We start from the raw sequence: 16,311 nt of genomic DNA, 5'->3' as shown, positions 1-16,311 counted from the left end.
TTGGTATTCCCTGTACTGTTCCTTGGACGGAGGGGAGTACTCCCATACGCGACGTGCCCGTCAGTACGGACTGTGACCGGTCCCGGGGCGTCGGCCCGCGGTGCGCATCCCGTGCGCCCGGGTGGAAGAGACCTCCGGCAGCGACGACGCTGATCAGTAGCCGTAGCGAACTGCCGGAGGCGCAGTGGACGTTTCAGGAACCCTCTGGGTACTGACCATTCTTGGTCTTTCAGCCCTTATTGCCATCGACTTCTTCATCGGGCGCAAACCACATGACGTGACGACGAAGGAAGCCGGAATCTGGACGATCGTCTGGATCGCGCTGGCCGCCCTCTTCGGGCTCGGCCTGCTGGTCTTCGGCGAGACTCAGGCGTCGGGAGAGTTCTTCGCCGGCTTCATCACCGAGAAGTCGCTCAGTGTCGACAACCTCTTCGTGTTCGTCCTGATCATGGCCAAGTTCTCGGTGCCCTCCCACCTCCAGCAGCGCGTGCTGCTCGTCGGTGTGCTGATCGCCCTGGTGCTGAGGGCGATCTTCATCGCCGCGGGCGCCGCGGTCATCGCGAACTTCTCGTGGGTCTTCTACATCTTCGGCGCGTTCCTGATCTACACCGCCTGGAAGCTCATCCAGGAGGCGCGGGCCGACGAGGAGGAGGACGAGTTCGAGGAGAACCGTCTCCTCAAGTCGATCGAGCGCCGCTTCGGTGTCGCCGACAGGTACCACGGCACCAAGCTCTTCATCAGGAACAACGGCAAGCGCGTCCTGACCCCGCTGATGGTCGTCATGCTCGCCATCGGCACCACCGATGTGCTGTTCGCGCTGGACTCGATCCCCGCGATCTTCGGCCTGACCCAGGACCCGTACATCGTCTTCACCGCCAACGCCTTCGCGCTGATGGGACTGCGACAGCTGTACTTCCTGATCGGCGGTCTGCTGAAGAAGCTGGTGCACCTCAGCTACGGGCTCTCGGTCATCCTCGGCTTCATCGGCGTCAAGCTGGTGCTGCACGCCCTGCACGAGTCCGGGGTGCATGTCCCCGAGATCTCGATCCCCGTCTCGCTCGGCTTCATCTGCGCGGTACTGGTGATCACCACGATCACCAGCCTCATCGCCAACAAGAAGCAGGAGGCGGCGGAGGCCGCGGAGGCCGGCCGGGCGGCGGAGAAGAGTTCCAGCATCGACGCCTGATCCGGGCGGGGGAACCAAGGGCGGGCGGCAGAGCCGCTCGCCCTTGCCTTTCCCTCACCAGCCGCGTGCGCGCCACTCGGGCAACTGCGGTCGCTCGTCACCGAGCGTGGTGTCGTGGCCGTGGCCCGGATAGACCCAGGTCTCGTCGGGCAGCTGGTCGAAGAGCTTGGTCTCCACGTCGTGGAGCAGGCTCGCGAACGCCTCGGGGTCCTTGTGCGTATTGCCGACCCCGCCGGGGAAGAGGCAGTCCCCGGTGAACAGGTGCGGAGCGCCGTGCGGATCGTCGTAGACGAGCGCGATGGAGCCCGGGGTGTGGCCGACCAGATGGCGAGCGGTCAGCGTGACCTGCCCCACCCGGATCGTGCCGTTGTCGTCGACGAGGACATCGGTCGGGACCGGGATGCCCTCGGCGTCGTACCGCCCGGCGTAGGTACGCGCACCGGTGGCCGCCACCACCTCGGCCAGCGCCTGCCAGTGGTCGCCGTGCTGATGGGTGGTGACGACGGACGCGATGGAGTCGTCACCGATCAGCCGCAGCAGGGTTCCGGCCTCGTTGGCCGCGTCGATCAGGAGCTGCTCGCCGGTGGCCCGGCAGCGCAGCAGATAGGCGTTGTTGTTCATCGGGCCGACGGCGACCTTGGAGATCATCAGATCCGTCAACTCGTGCACATCCGCAGGTCCGCCGACCTTGACCGCTCCGCTGTACGTCATACGCCTCAGCCTATAGCGGGGGCAGTACGGGGAGGTGGCCACCGTCCACGGTGAGTGCGGACCCGTCGCGGCGCCCTGAGAGCCAGCCCAGCAGCTCCGGCGTCGTGCCGTGGACCACGACGGGCCCGCCCTCCGCGCCGCCGCCTGTGGTCCAGGACCTGCCGTCGGCGGCAGCCATACCCGTGGACACGACCTCCGGGTGTCCGCCGAACCGCTCCGCGAGGAAGTCGATCTCGCGGACCGCGAACTCGTCCGGCAGGTCCTCCAGCTCGTAGCCGATGCCCAGGTCGACATGGTGCAGCTCGACCTCGATCCAGCGGCGGAAGGGGATACGGGACGCCGAGTCCGTCACGCCGTTGCGCATCGTGACCGTGCGCGACCAGTCCGCCGGCTCGGCGGCCGCGGCCAGGAAGCGGGCCGCGCTCTCGCGCACATCGGCCAGCTGTTCGGCGAGCGGCCGGGGTGCGTAACGCTCGATGTCACGGTCGCGGGTTTCGCTGTCTGCGTACATCGGGCGGCTCTGGAGAACATTTACGAGCGCGTCGGCGTTACGAGAGAGGTGCGCAAGAACATGGCCCCGGCTCCAGCCGGGCAGCCGCGACGGCCCCGCCACTGTGATGTTGTCCAATTTGCCCGTCGCGCTGAGGAGCCGATCGGTCGCTTCACGTACGGCTTCCAGGTCGTGCGCATGATCAATCATGTGGTCGAGCCTAGCGTCGCCACTCATTCGGGTGAAGGAGATATCGGCCGTCCGTAAATCGAATGCGCGTGCTATACGCTCGGACTCGAAAGCTTCGTACATCGCTGTGGCGCCCCCCATACCCTGGGACGGGGGCTCAGTTCCCCCACTTCTCTCTAGAAAGGTGCGGACCGGCGTGGTCGACCGTCTCATCGTCCGTGGCGCTCGCGAGCACAACCTCAAGAACGTCTCGCTCGACCTCCCCCGCGACTCCCTCATCGTCTTCACCGGGCTCTCCGGGTCGGGCAAGTCATCGCTGGCGTTCGACACGATCTTCGCCGAGGGCCAGCGGCGATACGTGGAGTCGCTCTCCTCGTACGCCAGGCAGTTCCTCGGCCAGATGGACAAGCCGGACGTCGATTTCATCGAGGGCCTGTCGCCCGCCGTCTCGATCGACCAGAAGTCGACCTCGCGCAACCCGCGCTCGACGGTCGGCACGATCACCGAGGTCTACGACTACCTCCGGCTGCTCTTCGCCCGGATCGGCAAGCCGCACTGTCCCGAGTGCGGCCGGCCGATCTCCCGCCAGTCGCCGCAGGCCATCGTCGACAAGGTGCTCGCGCTGCCCGAAGGCAGCCGCTTCCAGGTGCTGTCGCCGCTGGTGCGCGAGCGCAAGGGCGAGTTCGTCGACCTCTTCTCCGATCTGCAGACCAAGGGCTACAGCAGGGCCAGGGTCGACGGTGAGACCATCCACCTCGCCGAGCCGCCCAAGCTCAAGAAGCAGGAGAAGCACACCATCGAGGTGGTCATCGACCGCCTCACGGTGAAGGACAGCGCCAAGCGCCGGCTGACCGACTCGGTCGAGACGGCACTCGGTCTCTCCGGCGGCATGGTCGTGCTCGACTTCGTCGACCTCCCCGAGGATGACCCCGAGCGTGAGCGGATGTACTCCGAGCACCTCTACTGCCCCTATGACGACCTCTCCTTCGAGGAGCTGGAGCCGCGCTCCTTCTCCTTCAACTCGCCCTTCGGTGCCTGCCCCGACTGCACGGGTATCGGTACGCGGATGGAGGTCGACCCGGAGCTGATCGTCCCCGACGAGGAGAAGTCACTCGACGAGGGCGCGATCCACCCCTGGTCGCACGGTCACACCAAGGAGTACTTCGGGCGGCTCATCGGCGCCCTCGCCGACGCCTTGGGATTCCGTACGGACATCCCGTGGGCCGGACTGCCGCAGCGCGCCAAGAAGGCCCTGCTGTACGGCCACAAGATCCAGACCGAGGTCCGCTACCGCAACCGCTACGGGCGCGAGCGCGCCTACACCACCCCGGCCTTCGAGGGTGCGGTGCAGTTCGTCAAGCGGCGGCACTCCGAGGCCGAGAGCGACTCCAGCCGGGAGCGCTTCGAGGGTTACATGCGCGAGGTGCCGTGCCCGACCTGTGAGGGCACGAGGCTGAAGCCGATCGTCCTCGCGGTGACGGTGATGGAGAAGTCCATTGCCCAGGTCTCCGCGATGTCGATCAGCGAGTGCGCCGAATTCCTCGGCCGGCTGAAGCTGAACGCCCGCGACAAGAAGATCGCCGAGCGGGTCCTGAAGGAGGTCAACGAGCGGCTGAGGTTCCTGGTCGACGTCGGCCTCGACTACCTCTCGCTCAACCGCGCGGCAGGCACCCTGTCCGGCGGTGAGGCGCAGCGCATCCGGCTCGCCACCCAGATCGGCTCCGGCCTCGTCGGCGTGCTGTACGTGCTGGACGAGCCGTCGATCGGGCTGCACCAGCGCGACAACCACCGGCTGATCGAGACCCTGGTCCGCCTCCGTGACATGGGCAACACGCTCATCGTCGTCGAGCACGACGAGGACACCATCAAGGTCGCCGACTGGGTCGTCGACATCGGCCCGGGCGCCGGTGAGCACGGTGGCAAGGTGGTCCACTCCGGATCGCTCAAGGAACTGCTGGCCAACGACGAGTCGATCACCGGCCACTATCTGGTCGGCAAGAAGTCCATTCCGATGCCCGACATCCGGCGCCCGGCCGACCCGACCCGTCGGCTCACGGTGCGCGGAGCCCGGGAGAACAACCTCCAGGACATCGACGTCTCGTTCCCGCTGGGCGTACTCACGGCGGTCACCGGTGTCTCGGGCTCGGGTAAGTCGACGCTGGTCAACGACATCCTCTACACCCACCTGGCGCGCGAGCTGAACGGCGCCAAGTCGGTCCCCGGCCGGCACACCCGGGTCGACGGAGACGACCTGGTCGACAAGGTGGTGCACGTCGACCAGTCGCCGATCGGCCGGACGCCCCGGTCCAACCCGGCGACGTACACCGGCGTCTTCGACCATGTCCGCAAGCTGTTCGCCGAGACGATGGAGGCGAAGGTGCGCGGTTATCTGCCGGGCCGCTTCTCCTTCAACGTCAAGGGAGGCCGCTGCGAGAACTGTTCCGGCGACGGCACGATCAAGATCGAGATGAACTTCCTGCCGGACGTGTACGTCCCGTGCGAGGTCTGCCACGGAGCGCGCTACAACCGGGAGACCCTGGAGGTCCACTACAAGGGCAAGTCCATCGCCGAGGTGCTGGACATGCCGATCGAGGAGGGCCTGGAGTTCTTCGAGGCCGTCCCGACGATCGCCCGCCACCTCCGTACGCTCCACGAGGTGGGCCTCGGATACGTCAGGCTCGGCCAGTCCGCGCCGACGCTCTCCGGCGGTGAGGCGCAGCGCGTGAAGCTCGCGAGCGAGCTGCAGAAGCGCTCCACCGGCCGCACGGTCTACGTCCTGGACGAGCCGACCACCGGACTGCACTTCGAGGACATCAGCAAGCTCATCAAGGTGCTGTCCGGGCTGGTCGACAAGGGCAACTCGGTGATCGTCATCGAGCACAACCTCGATGTCATCAAGACCGCGGACTGGGTCATCGACATGGGTCCGGAGGGTGGCAACGGCGGTGGTCTGGTCGTTGCCGAAGGCACGCCGGAGCAGGTCGCCATGGTCCCGGCGAGCCACACCGGCAAGTTCCTGCAGGGCGTCCTGGACCCGGTCCGGGTGAGCGAGGCGGCGGTGCCGGCGGCGCGCAAGCCGGTACGGAAGGCGGCGGCGAAGACGGTGGCCGCCAAGTCGTCCCCGGTGAGGAAGACGGCGACGGCGAAGACGGCTTCGGCGACGGCGGCTGCGGCGAAGAGGCCCGCGGCGAAGAAGGCGACCCGCACGCGCAAGGCCTGATCCGCGCGGCGTCGAGAGGGCGGTTCCCGGACGGGAGCCGCCCTCTCGCGTGGGTCTGTGACCAGGTGCGATCGTCCAGGACCGGCCCGGCCGCAAGGCTGTCCTTCTCCGCCGGTATCGTCACTTCTGTCACCGATGCCTGTGGTTCCTGTGGTTCCTGTGGTTCCTGTGGTGCCCCTGGTATCCCCGAAGCCTTCTGGTGCCCCGGTACCCGGCGCTTCCCTGACACCCTCGCCCTACCCCTCACACCCAGTGGAGTCCGCATGTCCGGCCAGCCCGCCCGCCGTACCGTGCTGAAGGGTGCCGCTCTCGCCGGTGTCGCCGGGCTGGGAGTGGCCGCCTGTTCGACCGAGTCGAAGCTCGGGCACGCCCAGACGCCCACGCCCACCGCCCCCGTCGAGCTCGGTGCCGCGGACGAGGTACCGGTCGGCGGATCCAAGCTCTACCGCGAGCAGCGGGTCGTCGTCAGCTGCCCGGCCAAGGGCCAGTACAAGGCGTTCAGCGCCCAGTGCACCCACGCGGGCTGTCTGCTGGACAAGGTCGAGAAGAACGAGGGGAACTGCCCCTGCCACGGCAGCCGCTTCGACACGACGACCGGCGAGGCGGTGCACGGCCCGGCGACGGTGCCGCTGCCCTCCGTCCCGGTCAGGGTCGAGAGCGGAAAGCTGATAGCCGGTCCTGACGCCTGACGCCTGACGCCTGACGCCTGACGCCTGGCACACGGGGACCGGCGGTCGTCACTCCCAGTCCCAGTCGATGCCGACCAGGCCCGGCCGCACCCCCTGCTCCACCAGGTGCACGGTCCGGTGCCGGCCGGTGAGTGTGAGGTCCGTACGGCCGCCGCGCGGAGCCCCCACCGAGGCCTGGGCGAACCGCCGGCACCGTACCGGAAGCGCGTCCTCGTCGAAGTGCACCTGCAGCACGTACTGTCCGCCGCCGAAGCTGAAGCCGCGCACGTACTCGCCGCACGGACCGCCCGTACCGTCGTCGAACCCGTAGCCGAAGAGGTACGTCTCACCCGCCCGCAGCCGGGTGTCGAAGAGCAGCTCGGCGACGAGCACCCCCGCCTCCCGGTCCCAGCGGACCCGGCCCGTCCGGCAGTTCTCCCGGGCCGCCACGTCGACCCGCGCGGGGTCGCAGCCCGGATCACCGCGGTACACGGCGAGATAGCGGTCGATCCCGTCGCGGTGCGCGCGCACGACGTGCTGCGACTCCCGGAACCGCAGCTCCCGGTCGGACCCGATCCGTACCCGCTCCTGGTGCCCCACCGTGTGCAGCCCGCCGTCGGCCGGTGACTCCAGCGCGTCGAGCAACCGCTCCACCGCGCCGGACGCCTCCATCAGGGAGCGGTACGAACGGCCGGCCGGTCGCTCGGCGTCCGCGCGGGCGTCCCCGGCGCCGAGCAGCCGGAGGAGCGAGTTCCCCGGCAGTTCCAGCACCTCCTCCAGCGCCTTCACCGCCCGCAGGGACTCGGCGCGCTGCGGGCGCCGGGCCCCCTGCTGCCAGTAACTCAGGCTGGTCACGCCGACCTTGACCCCGCGGTGTGCGAGGTGGTGCTGCACCCGCTGGAGCGGCAGCCCACGCACCGAGAAGGCGGTGCGCAGCGCCAGATGGAACGGGCCGGTGTGCAGCACCTGCGCCAGTTCGGCCTCGGTGCGCTGCATGACGTGCCTCCAGTGAACATTCACGGCACGGGGCGGGAAGACCGCGCCGGCGGGAGCGGGACGGCAGGTGGCCGGGGGCGGACCGTTCACGCATGCCGCCACACCGTTCACACCGCGCTGTTCCCCCGCATTGAAGCGTGTTGACCTGCTCCCGACAACGGTTGATGCTCCTTGAACGGTGACGGCGCCCGCTGACCCGTGCTCCGGGGCGCGCTCCCCCACCCCGCACCCCGGAGCACGGCATCACCCCGGAGGACACCGCACTGTCACCGCCCGCAAGTAGGGTGGGCACCATGGCAGACCCCTCCAGCTACCGCCCCAAGCCGGGACAGATCCCCGACTCCCCGGGGGTCTACAGATTCCGCGACGAGCACCGCCGGGTGATCTACGTCGGGAAGGCGAAGAGCCTGCGCCAGCGCCTGGCGAACTACTTCCAGGACCTGGCCGGTCTCCACCCGCGCACCCGCACGATGGTCACCACGGCCGCCTCCGTCGAGTGGACCGTCGTCGCCACCGAGGTCGAGGCGCTGCAGCTGGAGTACTCCTGGATCAAGGAGTTCGACCCCCGGTTCAACGTCAAGTACCGCGACGACAAGAGCTATCCGTATCTCGCGGTCACGCTGAACGAGGAGTACCCGCGGGTCCAGGTCATGCGCGGCGCCAAGAAGAAGGGCGTGCGCTACTTCGGTCCGTACGGGCACGCCTGGGCGATCCGCGAGACCGTCGACCTGATGCTCCGGGTCTTTCCCGTCCGTACGTGCTCCGCCGGTGTCTTCAAGAACGCAGCGCGGACCGGCCGCCCCTGCCTCCTCGGTTACATCGGCAAGTGCTCGGCGCCCTGCGTCGGCCGGGTCTCCCCCGAGGAGCACCGCGAATTGGCGGAGGACTTCTGCGACTTCATGGCCGGCCGCACGGGCACGTACATCCGCCGGCTGGAGAAGGACATGATGGCGGCGGCCGAAGATATGGAGTACGAGCGGGCGGCCCGGCTCCGCGACGATGTGGAGGCCCTCAAGCGGGCCATGGAGAAGAGCGCCGTCGTCCTGGCCGACGCCACCGACGCCGACCTGATCGCGGTCGCCGAGGACGAGCTCGAGGCCGCCGTGCAGATATTCCACGTCCGCGGCGGCCGGGTGCGCGGCCAGCGCGGCTGGGTCACCGACAAGGTCGAGGCGGTCGACACCGCGGGCCTCGTCGAGCACGCCCTGCAGCAGCTTTACGGGGAGGAGACGGGCGACTCCGTCCCCAAGGAGGTCCTCGTCCCGGCCCTTCCGGAGGACCCCGAAGCGGTCTCCCAGTGGCTGGCCGGCCGCCGGGGTTCCCAGGTCAGCCTGCGCATCCCGCAGCGCGGCGACAAGAAGAACCTGATGGTGACGGTCCAGCGCAACGCCCAGCAGGCCCTGGGGCTGCACAAGACCAAGCGCGCCTCCGATCTGACGACCCGGTCCCGTGCCCTGGAGGAGATCGCCGAGGCGCTCGGCCTCGATACGGCGCCGCTGCGCATCGAATGCTTCGACATCTCCCATCTCCAGGGCGACGACGTGGTCGCGTCCATGGTCGTCTTCGAGGACGGTCTGGCCCGCAAGAGCGAGTACCGCCGCTTCCAGATCAAGGGCTTCGAGGGGCAGGACGACGTCCGCTCGATGCACGAGGTGATCAGCCGCCGCTTCAGGCGCTACCTCCAGGAGAAGGAGCGGACGGGGGAGTGGGAGGAGAGCCCGGCGCCCTCCGGAGCCGTACCGGCCCCGGACGCCGCCGCCGGGGACGGCGACCCCTTCGACAACGAGCCCCGCGAGGACGACGGCCGCCCCAAGAGGTTCGCCTACCCGCCGCAGCTCGTCGTGGTCGACGGCGGCCAGCCGCAGGTCGCCGCGGCCAAGCGGGCCCTCGACGAGCTGGGGATCGACGACATCGCCGTCTGCGGCCTCGCCAAGCGCCTCGAAGAGGTGTGGCTGCCCGATGACGACGACCCCGTGGTCCTGCCCCGCTCCAGCGAGGGCCTCTACCTCCTGCAGCGCGTCCGCGACGAGGCCCACCGGTTCGCCATCACTTATCAGCGCGCCAAGCGGGCCAAGCGCATCCGCTCCAGCCCGCTGGACGCGGTCTCCGGCCTCGGCGAGACCCGGAAACAGGCGTTGATCAAGCATTTCGGCTCCGTGAAGAAGCTGAAGCAGGCGACAATCGACGAGATCTGCGAGGTTCCGGGGATAGGCCGCAGGACGGCGGAATCAGTGGCTGTCGCCCTCGCCTCGACCACCCCGGCCGCGCCTGCCGTGAATACGGCGACAGGAGAGATCATTGAAGAGGACGACGGGGGCAGTACGTCATGACTGAGCACGAACACGAGCAGGAACACGCGCACGAGCAGGAACACGCGCACGAGCAGGAGAGCGCGCACGACGGCACAGACCGCGCGCACGACGGCACGGACCGAGCAGACGGAGCAGGACACGTGAGTACGGGCACCACGACCGAGACGGGCGATGCCGCCGCGGCCATCCCCGAGCTGGTGATCATCTCCGGCATGTCGGGCGCCGGGCGATCCACCGCCGCCAAGTGTCTGGAGGACCTCGGCTGGTTCGTCGTCGACAACCTGCCGCCCGCCCTGATCCCCACCATGGTGGAGCTCGGCGCCCGGTCCCAGGGCAATGTGGCCCGGATCGCCGTCGTCGTCGACGTGCGCGGCCGCCGCTTCTTCGACAACCTGCGGGAGTCCCTCGCCGACCTCGCGGCCAGGCACGTCACCCGGCGGATCGTCTTCCTGGAGTCCTCCGACGACGCGCTGGTCCGCCGCTTCGAGTCGGTCCGCCGGCCGCACCCCCTCCAGGGTGACGGCCGCATCGTCGACGGCATCGCCGCCGAGCGCGACCTGCTGCGGGAGCTGCGCGGCGACGCGGACCTGGTGATCGACACCTCCAGCCTCAACGTGCACGAGCTGCGCGCCAAGATGGACGCCCAGTTCGCCGGTGACGAGGAGCCGGAGCTGCGCGCCACGGTGATGTCGTTCGGCTTCAAGTACGGGCTGCCCGTCGACGCGGACCTGGTGGCCGACTGCCGCTTCCTGCCCAACCCGCACTGGGTCCCCGAGCTGCGCCCGTTCACCGGACTCAACGAGGAGGTCTCGGCGTACGTCTTCAACCAGCCTGGCGCCAAGGAGTTCCTCAACCAGTACACCGAGCTGCTCCAGCTGGTTGCCGCGGGCTACCGCCGTGAGGGCAAGCGTTATGTGACGATCGCCGTCGGCTGCACGGGCGGCAAGCACCGCTCCGTCGCGATGTCCGAGAAGCTGGCGGCCCGGCTCGCCGCCGAAGGCATCGAGACCGTCCTCGTCCACCGGGACATGGGGCGCGAGTGACCAGCCGCAATCTGCGCCTGCGGCGGCTGCGCAGAGCCACCTCCGCGCTCTCCGCCCGCAAGCGTGGCGCCCAGCCCAAGGTCGTCGCACTCGGCGGCGGCATGGGCCTGTCCGCGTCGCTCGCCGCGCTGCGCCGGATCACCGGCGATCTCACCGCCGTGGTGACCGTCGCCGACGACGGCGGCTCCAGCGGCCGGCTCCGTGAGGAGCTCGGCGTCCTGCCGCCCGGCGACCTCCGCAAGGCGCTCGCCGCGCTCTGCGGCGACGACGACTGGGGCCAGACCTGGGCTCAGGTCATCCAGCACCGCTTCCAGTCCAAGGGTGATCTGCACGAGCACGCGGTCGGCAATCTGCTGATCGTCGCCCTCTGGGAGCAGCTCGGCGACCATGTCCAGGCCCTGGACCTGGTCGGCAAGCTCCTCGGTGCGCACGGCCGCGTGCTGCCCATGTCCGCCGTGCCGCTGGAGCTCCAGGCGCTCGTACGGGGCCACGACCCGGCCCGCCCGGACGCCGTGGACACGGTGCGCGGCCAGGCGACGGTGGCACTGACCCCTGGTGAGGTGCAGTCCGTGCACCTCGTCCCGAACGACCCGCCGGCCGTCCCGGAGGCGGTCGAGGCGGTCCTCGACGCGGACTGGGTGGTGCTCGGCCCGGGATCCTGGTTCTCCTCGGTGATCCCGCATCTGCTCGTCCCGGAACTGCTCGACGCGCTCGTCGTGACGAAGGCCCGTAAGGTCCTCTCGCTCAACCTGGCACCGCAGCCCGGCGAAACTGATGGCTTCTCTCCGCAGCGTCATTTGGAGGTTTTGGGACGACACGCCCCTAAACTCGCCCTGGACGTGGTGCTGGCCGACGAAGCCGCCGTGCCCGATCGCGAGTCCCTCGCCGATGCCGCCAAGCGGCTCGGCGCCGCGGTCGAGCTGGCGCCGGTGGCCTCACCCGACGGCGTTCCGATCCATGATCCGGAGCTGTTGGCTGCCGCGTACGACCGTATTTTTCGGATGCATGGAAGGATCGGCCCATGGCGATGACGCCAGCGGTGAAGGACGAAATCTCTCGGCTTCCCGTGACCCGGACCTGCTGCAGGAAGGCAGAGGTTTCGGCGATTCTTCGGTTCGCGGGCGGGCTGCACCTGGTGAGCGGCCGGATTGTGATCGAGGCGGAGCTGGACACCGCAATGGCGGCGCGTCGGCTGAAGCGGGACATTCTCGAAATCTTCGGGCACAGCTCGGAGCTGATCGTGATGGCCCCCGGCGGGCTGCGGCGCGGCTCCCGCTATGTCGTACGGGTGGTGGCGGGCGGCGATCAGCTGGCCCGCCAGACCGGGCTGGTGGACGGTCGCGGCCGGCCCATCCGCGGCCTGCCGCCGCAGGTGGTCTCGGGGGCCACCTGCGACGCCGAGGCGGCCTGGCGCGGTGCCTTCCTGGCGCACGGCTCGCTCACCGAGCCGGGTCGTTCCTCCTCGCTGGAGGTGACCTGCCCGGGCCCGGAGGCGGCGCTCGCACTGGTCGGCGCGGCCCGCAGGCTCTCCATCGCGGCGAAGGCCCGTGAGGTACGCGGCGTGGACCGGGTCGTGGTCCGCGACGGCGACGCGATCGGCGCCCTGCTCACCCGGCTCGGCGCCCATGAGTCGGTGCTGGCGTGGGAGGAGCGGCGGATGCGCCGTGAGGTCCGGGCCACCGCCAACCGGCTCGCCAACTTCGACGACGCCAACCTGCGCCGCTCGGCACGGGCCGCGGTGGCCGCAGGCGCCCGGGTGGGACGCGCCCTGGAGATCCTGGGTGAAGAGGTGCCCGAGCACCTCGCAGCGGCCGGACGTCTGCGCATGGAGCACAAGCAGGCCTCCCTGGAGGAGCTGGGTGCGCTCGCCGACCCGCCGCTGACCAAGGACGCGGTCGCCGGCCGGATCCGACGCCTGCTGGCCATGGCCGACAAGCGGGCCCAGGACCTCGGTATCCCGGGGACGGAGTCCACGCTCAGCGAGGAGCTCGCCGACGGCCTGGTGGGCTGAGGTGAATCCCGGCCGAAGGCGGAACGCCCGCCACCCCTGGGGATGTTGACACTCCGTAATCGTCACTGCACGCGAGGCCGAGCAACCGGAGGCCCGTACTCCTACTGGGGAGTACGGGCCTTTGCGGCGCTTACGGCCCCGCACGATGTCACTCCAGGGCCCACGGAGAGGTAGGGTCGGAGGCGGTCGGGGACATCCCATACAACTCGCCGGCGTCGAAACCCGGCGTACCTAACGAGGAGATCGGTTCGTGACGATCCGCGTAGGCATCAACGGCTTTGGCCGCATCGGTCGTAACTACTTCCGCGCGCTGCTGGAGCAGGGTGCGGACATCGAGATCGTGGCTGTCAACGACCTGGGTGACACTGCGACCACGGCCCACCTGCTGAAGTACGACACCATTCTGGGTCGTCTGAAGGCAGAGGTCAGCCACACCGCCGACAGCATCACCGTCGACGGCCACACCATCAAGGTGCTCTCCGAGCGCAACCCGGCCGACATCCCCTGGGGTGAGCTGGGCGTCGACATCGTCATCGAGTCGACCGGCATCTTCACCAAGAAGGCCGATGCCGAGAAGCACATCGCGGGCGGCGCCAAGAAGGTCCTCATCTCGGCTCCGGCCAAGGACGAGGACATCACCATCGTGATGGGCGTCAACGAGGAGAAGTACGACGCGGCCAACCACCACGTCATCTCCAACGCCTCCTGCACCACCAACTGCGTCGCGCCGATGGCCAAGGTTCTGGACGAGAACTTCGGCATCGTCAAGGGCCTCATGACGACGGTCCACGCGTACACGAACGACCAGCGCATCCTGGACTTCCCGCACTCCGACCTGCGTCGCGCCCGCGCCGCGGCGGAGAACATCATCCCGACCACGACCGGTGCCGCCAAGGCCACCGCTCTGGTGCTCCCGCAGCTCAGGGGCAAGCTCGACGGCATCGCGATGCGCGTCCCGGTCCCGACCGGCTCCGTCACCGACCTGGTCATCACGCTGGAGCGCGAGGTCACCCGCGACGAGGTCAACGCGGCCTTCCAGAAGGCCGCCGAGGAAGGCCCGCTCAAGGGCAAGCTCGTCTACACCCAGGACCCGATCGTGTCCTCGGACATCGTCTCGGACCCGGCTTCCTGCACCTTCGACTCCCTGCTCACCATGGCAGAGGGCACGCAGGTCAAGGTCATCGGCTGGTACGACAACGAGTGGGGCTACTCCAACCGCCTCGTCGACCTGACCGTCTTCGTCGGCAGCCAGCTCTGACCGTCGAATCGGCAGGCACCTCGATGTGAGCAAGGGGCTCGGACAGCGCAGCGCAGCGCCGTTCGAGCCCCGTTGCATGCTTCAACGCCCTCCAAGGAGTCCAGCAAGATGAAGACGATCGACGAACTTCTCGCCGAAGGGGTCACCGGCAAGCGCGTATTCGTCCGCGCGGACCTCAACGTGCCGCTGAGCGGCACCACCATCACCGACGACGGCCGCATCCGCGCCGTCCAGCCGACCGTGGAGAAGCTGGCCGCGGCCGGTGCCCGGGTCATCGTCGCCTCGCACCTGGGCCGCCCCAAGGGCGCCCCGGACCCGGCGTTCTCCCTGGCCCCCGCCGCCGCCCGGCTCGGCGAGCTGATCGGCGCCGATGTGGCCTTCGCGACCGACACGGTCGGCGAGTCCGCCCGCGCCACGGTCGCCGCGCTCACCGACGGCAAGGTCGCCGTCATCGAGAATCTCCGCTTCAACCCCGGCGAGACGTCGAAGGACGACGTCGAGCGCGGCGCGTTCGCCGATCAGCTCGCCGAGCTCGCCGATGTGTACGTGGGCGACGGCTTCGGAGCCGTCCACCGCAAGCACGCCTCGGTCTTCGACCTCCCGGCCCGGTTGCCGCACGCAGCGGGCGACCTGATCGCCACCGAGGTCGGCGTCCTGAAGAAGCTCACCGAGGACGTCGCACGCCCGTACGCCGTCGTGCTCGGCGGCTCCAAGGTCTCCGACAAGCTCGGCGTCATCGACCACCTCCTGGAGCGGGCCGACCGCATCCTCATCGGCGGCGGCATGGCGTACACCTTCCTCAAGGCCCAGGGCCACGAGGTCGGCAGCTCCCTCCTGCAGGAGGACCAGATCCCGGCGGTGCTGGAGTATCTGAAGCGGGCCGAGGAGAAGGGCGTGGAGTTCGTGCTCCCCGTCGACGTCGTGGTCTCCGAGCAGTTCCCCGACCTCAAGACCAAGGCGCCGAGCCCGCACACCACCGTGCCCGCGGATGCCATCCCGGCCGGTGTGATGGGTCTGGACAACGGACCCGAGACCAACAAGCTGTACGCCTCGAAGCTCGCCGACGCGGTCACCGTCTTCTGGAACGGTCCGATGGGCGTCTTCGAGCACCCCGATTACGCCGAGGGCACCCGGGCAGTCGCCCAGGCCCTCGTCGACTCCGAGGGCTTCAGTGTCGTCGGCGGTGGCGACTCCGCCGCGGCCGTCCGCATCCTGGGCTTCGACGAGAACGCATTCGGCCACATCTCGACCGGTGGCGGCGCCAGCCTCGAATACCTCGAGGGCAAGACGCTTCCCGGCCTCGCCGCACTGGAGGACTGACCTTTCATGAGCACCCGTACCCCGCTGATGGCGGGCAACTGGAAGATGAACCTCAACCACCTCGAGGCCATCGCACACGTCCAGAAGCTCGCCTTCGCCTTGGCCGACAAGGACTACGACGCCGTCGAGGTCGCCGTCCTGCCGCCCTTCACCGCCCTGCGCTCCGTGCAGACGCTGGTCGACGGCGACAAACTGAAGATCAAGTACGGCGCCCAGGACCTCTCGGCGCACGACTCCGGCGCGTACACCGGCGAGATCTCCGGTCCCATGCTGGCCAAGCTGAAGTGCACCTACGTGGCCATCGGTCACTCCGAGCGCCGCCAGTACCACCACGAGACCGACGAGATCGTCAACGCCAAGATCAAGGCCGCGTACAGGAATGGCCTGACCCCGATCCTGTGCGTCGGCGAGGAGGAGTCGGTCCGCGAGGCGGGCCGCCACGTCGAGCACACGCTCGCGCAGGTCGACGGCGCGCTCAAGGAGATTCCGGCCGAGCAGGCCGAGTCCATCGTGATCGCGTACGAGCCGGTCTGGGCCATCGGGACCGGCAAGGTCTGCGGCGCCGACGACGCCCAGGAGGTCTGCGGGGCCATCCGCGGCCGGCTCGCCGAGCTGTACTCCCAGGAGCTGGCCGACGCGGTCCGCATTCAGTACGGCGGCTCGGTGAAGTCGGGGAATGTCGCGGAGATCATGGCGAAGCCCGACATCGACGGTGCCCTGATCGGTGGCGCCGCTCTCGACGCGGACGAATTCGTCAAGATCGTCCGCTTCCGCGACCAGTGAGTATGCGGTAGCGCGGATCCGTCGTACCCTTGCGGGGGCCGAGGAGGTGCGTCCTCCCGGCCCCCGTTGTCCGTCAGATCCGTTAGAGCAGTCCAAGGGAATTCCGGAAAGTAGGGACCAGCCG

Annotated in this window: 13 protein-coding genes; 10 read left to right on the top strand and 3 right to left on the bottom strand. The window is 69.0% G+C overall.

Going from position 1 to position 16,311, the window contains the following annotated elements; genetic code table 11:
* Positions 1-184: 184 nt before the first annotated feature.
* On the top strand, positions 185-1,186 hold the full coding sequence (locus tag ACFYP5_RS05995) for a TerC family protein (protein ID WP_389031193.1): 1,002 nt from the start codon (positions 185-187) through the stop codon (positions 1,184-1,186).
* 54 nt (positions 1,187-1,240) lie between these two features.
* Here the strand turns inward: ACFYP5_RS05995 and ACFYP5_RS05990 are convergent, their stop codons facing one another.
* The gene (locus ACFYP5_RS05990; protein WP_389031191.1) at positions 1,241-1,897 is read right to left on the bottom strand and encodes an MBL fold metallo-hydrolase; all 657 of its coding nucleotides are present in this window, start codon (positions 1,895-1,897) and stop codon (positions 1,241-1,243) included.
* 10 nt (positions 1,898-1,907) lie between these two features.
* Positions 1,908-2,597, bottom strand: a complete 690-nt coding sequence (locus ACFYP5_RS05985; RefSeq protein WP_389031189.1) for a maleylpyruvate isomerase family mycothiol-dependent enzyme — start codon at positions 2,595-2,597, stop codon at positions 1,908-1,910.
* A 175-nt stretch (positions 2,598-2,772) separates the two neighbouring features.
* Here ACFYP5_RS05985 and uvrA point away from each other — a divergent pair, with 175 nt between their 5' ends.
* Together uvrA and ACFYP5_RS05975 are read left to right on the top strand one after the other, a co-directional pair.
* Entirely contained in the window at positions 2,773-5,796 is a 3,024-nt protein-coding gene (uvrA, locus tag ACFYP5_RS05980; protein ID WP_389031186.1) for an excinuclease ABC subunit UvrA, read from the top strand.
* A 263-nt stretch (positions 5,797-6,059) separates the two neighbouring features.
* Entirely contained in the window at positions 6,060-6,485 is a 426-nt protein-coding gene (locus tag ACFYP5_RS05975) for a Rieske 2Fe-2S domain-containing protein (RefSeq protein ID WP_389031183.1), read from the top strand.
* A gap of 48 nt (positions 6,486-6,533) precedes the next feature.
* On the opposite strand, the gene ACFYP5_RS05970 is transcribed toward ACFYP5_RS05975, so the two are convergent.
* Complete coding sequence (locus tag ACFYP5_RS05970; RefSeq protein WP_389031180.1) at positions 6,534-7,460, bottom strand: hypothetical protein; 927 nt, start codon at positions 7,458-7,460, stop codon at positions 6,534-6,536.
* 293 nt (positions 7,461-7,753) lie between these two features.
* Here ACFYP5_RS05970 and uvrC point away from each other — a divergent pair, with 293 nt between their 5' ends.
* The 7 genes from uvrC to tpiA all read left to right on the top strand — a co-directional run bounded on the left by uvrC (position 7,754) and on the right by tpiA (position 16,187).
* Positions 7,754-9,790: an excinuclease ABC subunit UvrC gene (uvrC, locus tag ACFYP5_RS05965; RefSeq protein WP_389031178.1), complete on the top strand. Its 2,037-nt coding sequence runs from the start codon at positions 7,754-7,756 to the stop codon at positions 9,788-9,790.
* Entirely contained in the window at positions 9,787-10,815 is a 1,029-nt protein-coding gene (rapZ, locus tag ACFYP5_RS05960; RefSeq protein WP_389031175.1) for an RNase adapter RapZ, read from the top strand. The genes uvrC and rapZ overlap by 4 nt, the downstream gene beginning before the upstream one ends.
* The gene (yvcK, locus tag ACFYP5_RS05955) at positions 10,812-11,846 is read left to right on the top strand and encodes a uridine diphosphate-N-acetylglucosamine-binding protein YvcK (protein ID WP_326631163.1); all 1,035 of its coding nucleotides are present in this window, start codon (positions 10,812-10,814) and stop codon (positions 11,844-11,846) included. The genes rapZ and yvcK overlap by 4 nt, the downstream gene beginning before the upstream one ends.
* Positions 11,837-12,826 (top strand): DNA-binding protein WhiA, encoded by a 990-nt coding sequence (whiA, locus tag ACFYP5_RS05950; protein WP_030919772.1) that lies wholly within the window; start codon positions 11,837-11,839, stop codon positions 12,824-12,826. The genes yvcK and whiA overlap by 10 nt, the downstream gene beginning before the upstream one ends.
* 250 nt (positions 12,827-13,076) lie before the next feature.
* Positions 13,077-14,084, top strand: coding sequence for a type I glyceraldehyde-3-phosphate dehydrogenase (gap, locus tag ACFYP5_RS05945; RefSeq protein WP_030919775.1), 1,008 nt, complete (start codon positions 13,077-13,079; stop codon positions 14,082-14,084).
* Positions 14,085-14,192: 108 nt separating this feature from the next.
* Positions 14,193-15,404 (top strand): phosphoglycerate kinase, encoded by a 1,212-nt coding sequence (locus ACFYP5_RS05940; RefSeq protein WP_389031173.1) that lies wholly within the window; start codon positions 14,193-14,195, stop codon positions 15,402-15,404.
* 6 nt (positions 15,405-15,410) lie between these two features.
* Positions 15,411-16,187 carry a triose-phosphate isomerase gene (gene tpiA, locus ACFYP5_RS05935; protein WP_389031170.1) on the top strand — a complete coding sequence of 259 codons (777 nt, stop codon included), beginning with the start codon at positions 15,411-15,413 and terminating at the stop codon, positions 16,185-16,187.
* The last annotated feature ends 124 nt before the right edge of the window (positions 16,188-16,311 follow it).

This window comes from Streptomyces sp. NPDC005262 (assembly GCF_042872425.1).
GTDB lineage: Bacteria > Actinomycetota > Actinomycetes > Streptomycetales > Streptomycetaceae > Streptomyces.
This window is presented reverse-complemented; position numbering and strand designations above follow the sequence as displayed.

What these genes read in the sequence shown, in the direction of transcription:
- ACFYP5_RS05990 (WP_389031191.1), bottom strand. Translation starts at nt 1,897, where the DNA reads ATGACGTACAGCGGAGCGGTCAAGGTCGGCGGACCTGCGGATGTGCAC.
- ACFYP5_RS05985 (WP_389031189.1), bottom strand. Translation starts at nt 2,597, where the DNA reads ATGATTGATCATGCGCACGACCTGGAAGCCGTACGTGAAGCGACCGAT.
- ACFYP5_RS05975 (WP_389031183.1), top strand. Translation starts at nt 6,060, where the DNA reads ATGTCCGGCCAGCCCGCCCGCCGTACCGTGCTGAAGGGTGCCGCTCTC.
- ACFYP5_RS05970 (WP_389031180.1), bottom strand. Translation starts at nt 7,460, where the DNA reads ATGCAGCGCACCGAGGCCGAACTGGCGCAGGTGCTGCACACCGGCCCG.
- uvrC (WP_389031178.1), top strand. Translation starts at nt 7,754, where the DNA reads ATGGCAGACCCCTCCAGCTACCGCCCCAAGCCGGGACAGATCCCCGAC.
- rapZ (WP_389031175.1), top strand. Translation starts at nt 9,787, where the DNA reads ATGACTGAGCACGAACACGAGCAGGAACACGCGCACGAGCAGGAACAC.
- whiA (WP_030919772.1), top strand. Translation starts at nt 11,837, where the DNA reads ATGGCGATGACGCCAGCGGTGAAGGACGAAATCTCTCGGCTTCCCGTG.
- ACFYP5_RS05940 (WP_389031173.1), top strand. Translation starts at nt 14,193, where the DNA reads ATGAAGACGATCGACGAACTTCTCGCCGAAGGGGTCACCGGCAAGCGC.
- tpiA (WP_389031170.1), top strand. Translation starts at nt 15,411, where the DNA reads ATGAGCACCCGTACCCCGCTGATGGCGGGCAACTGGAAGATGAACCTC.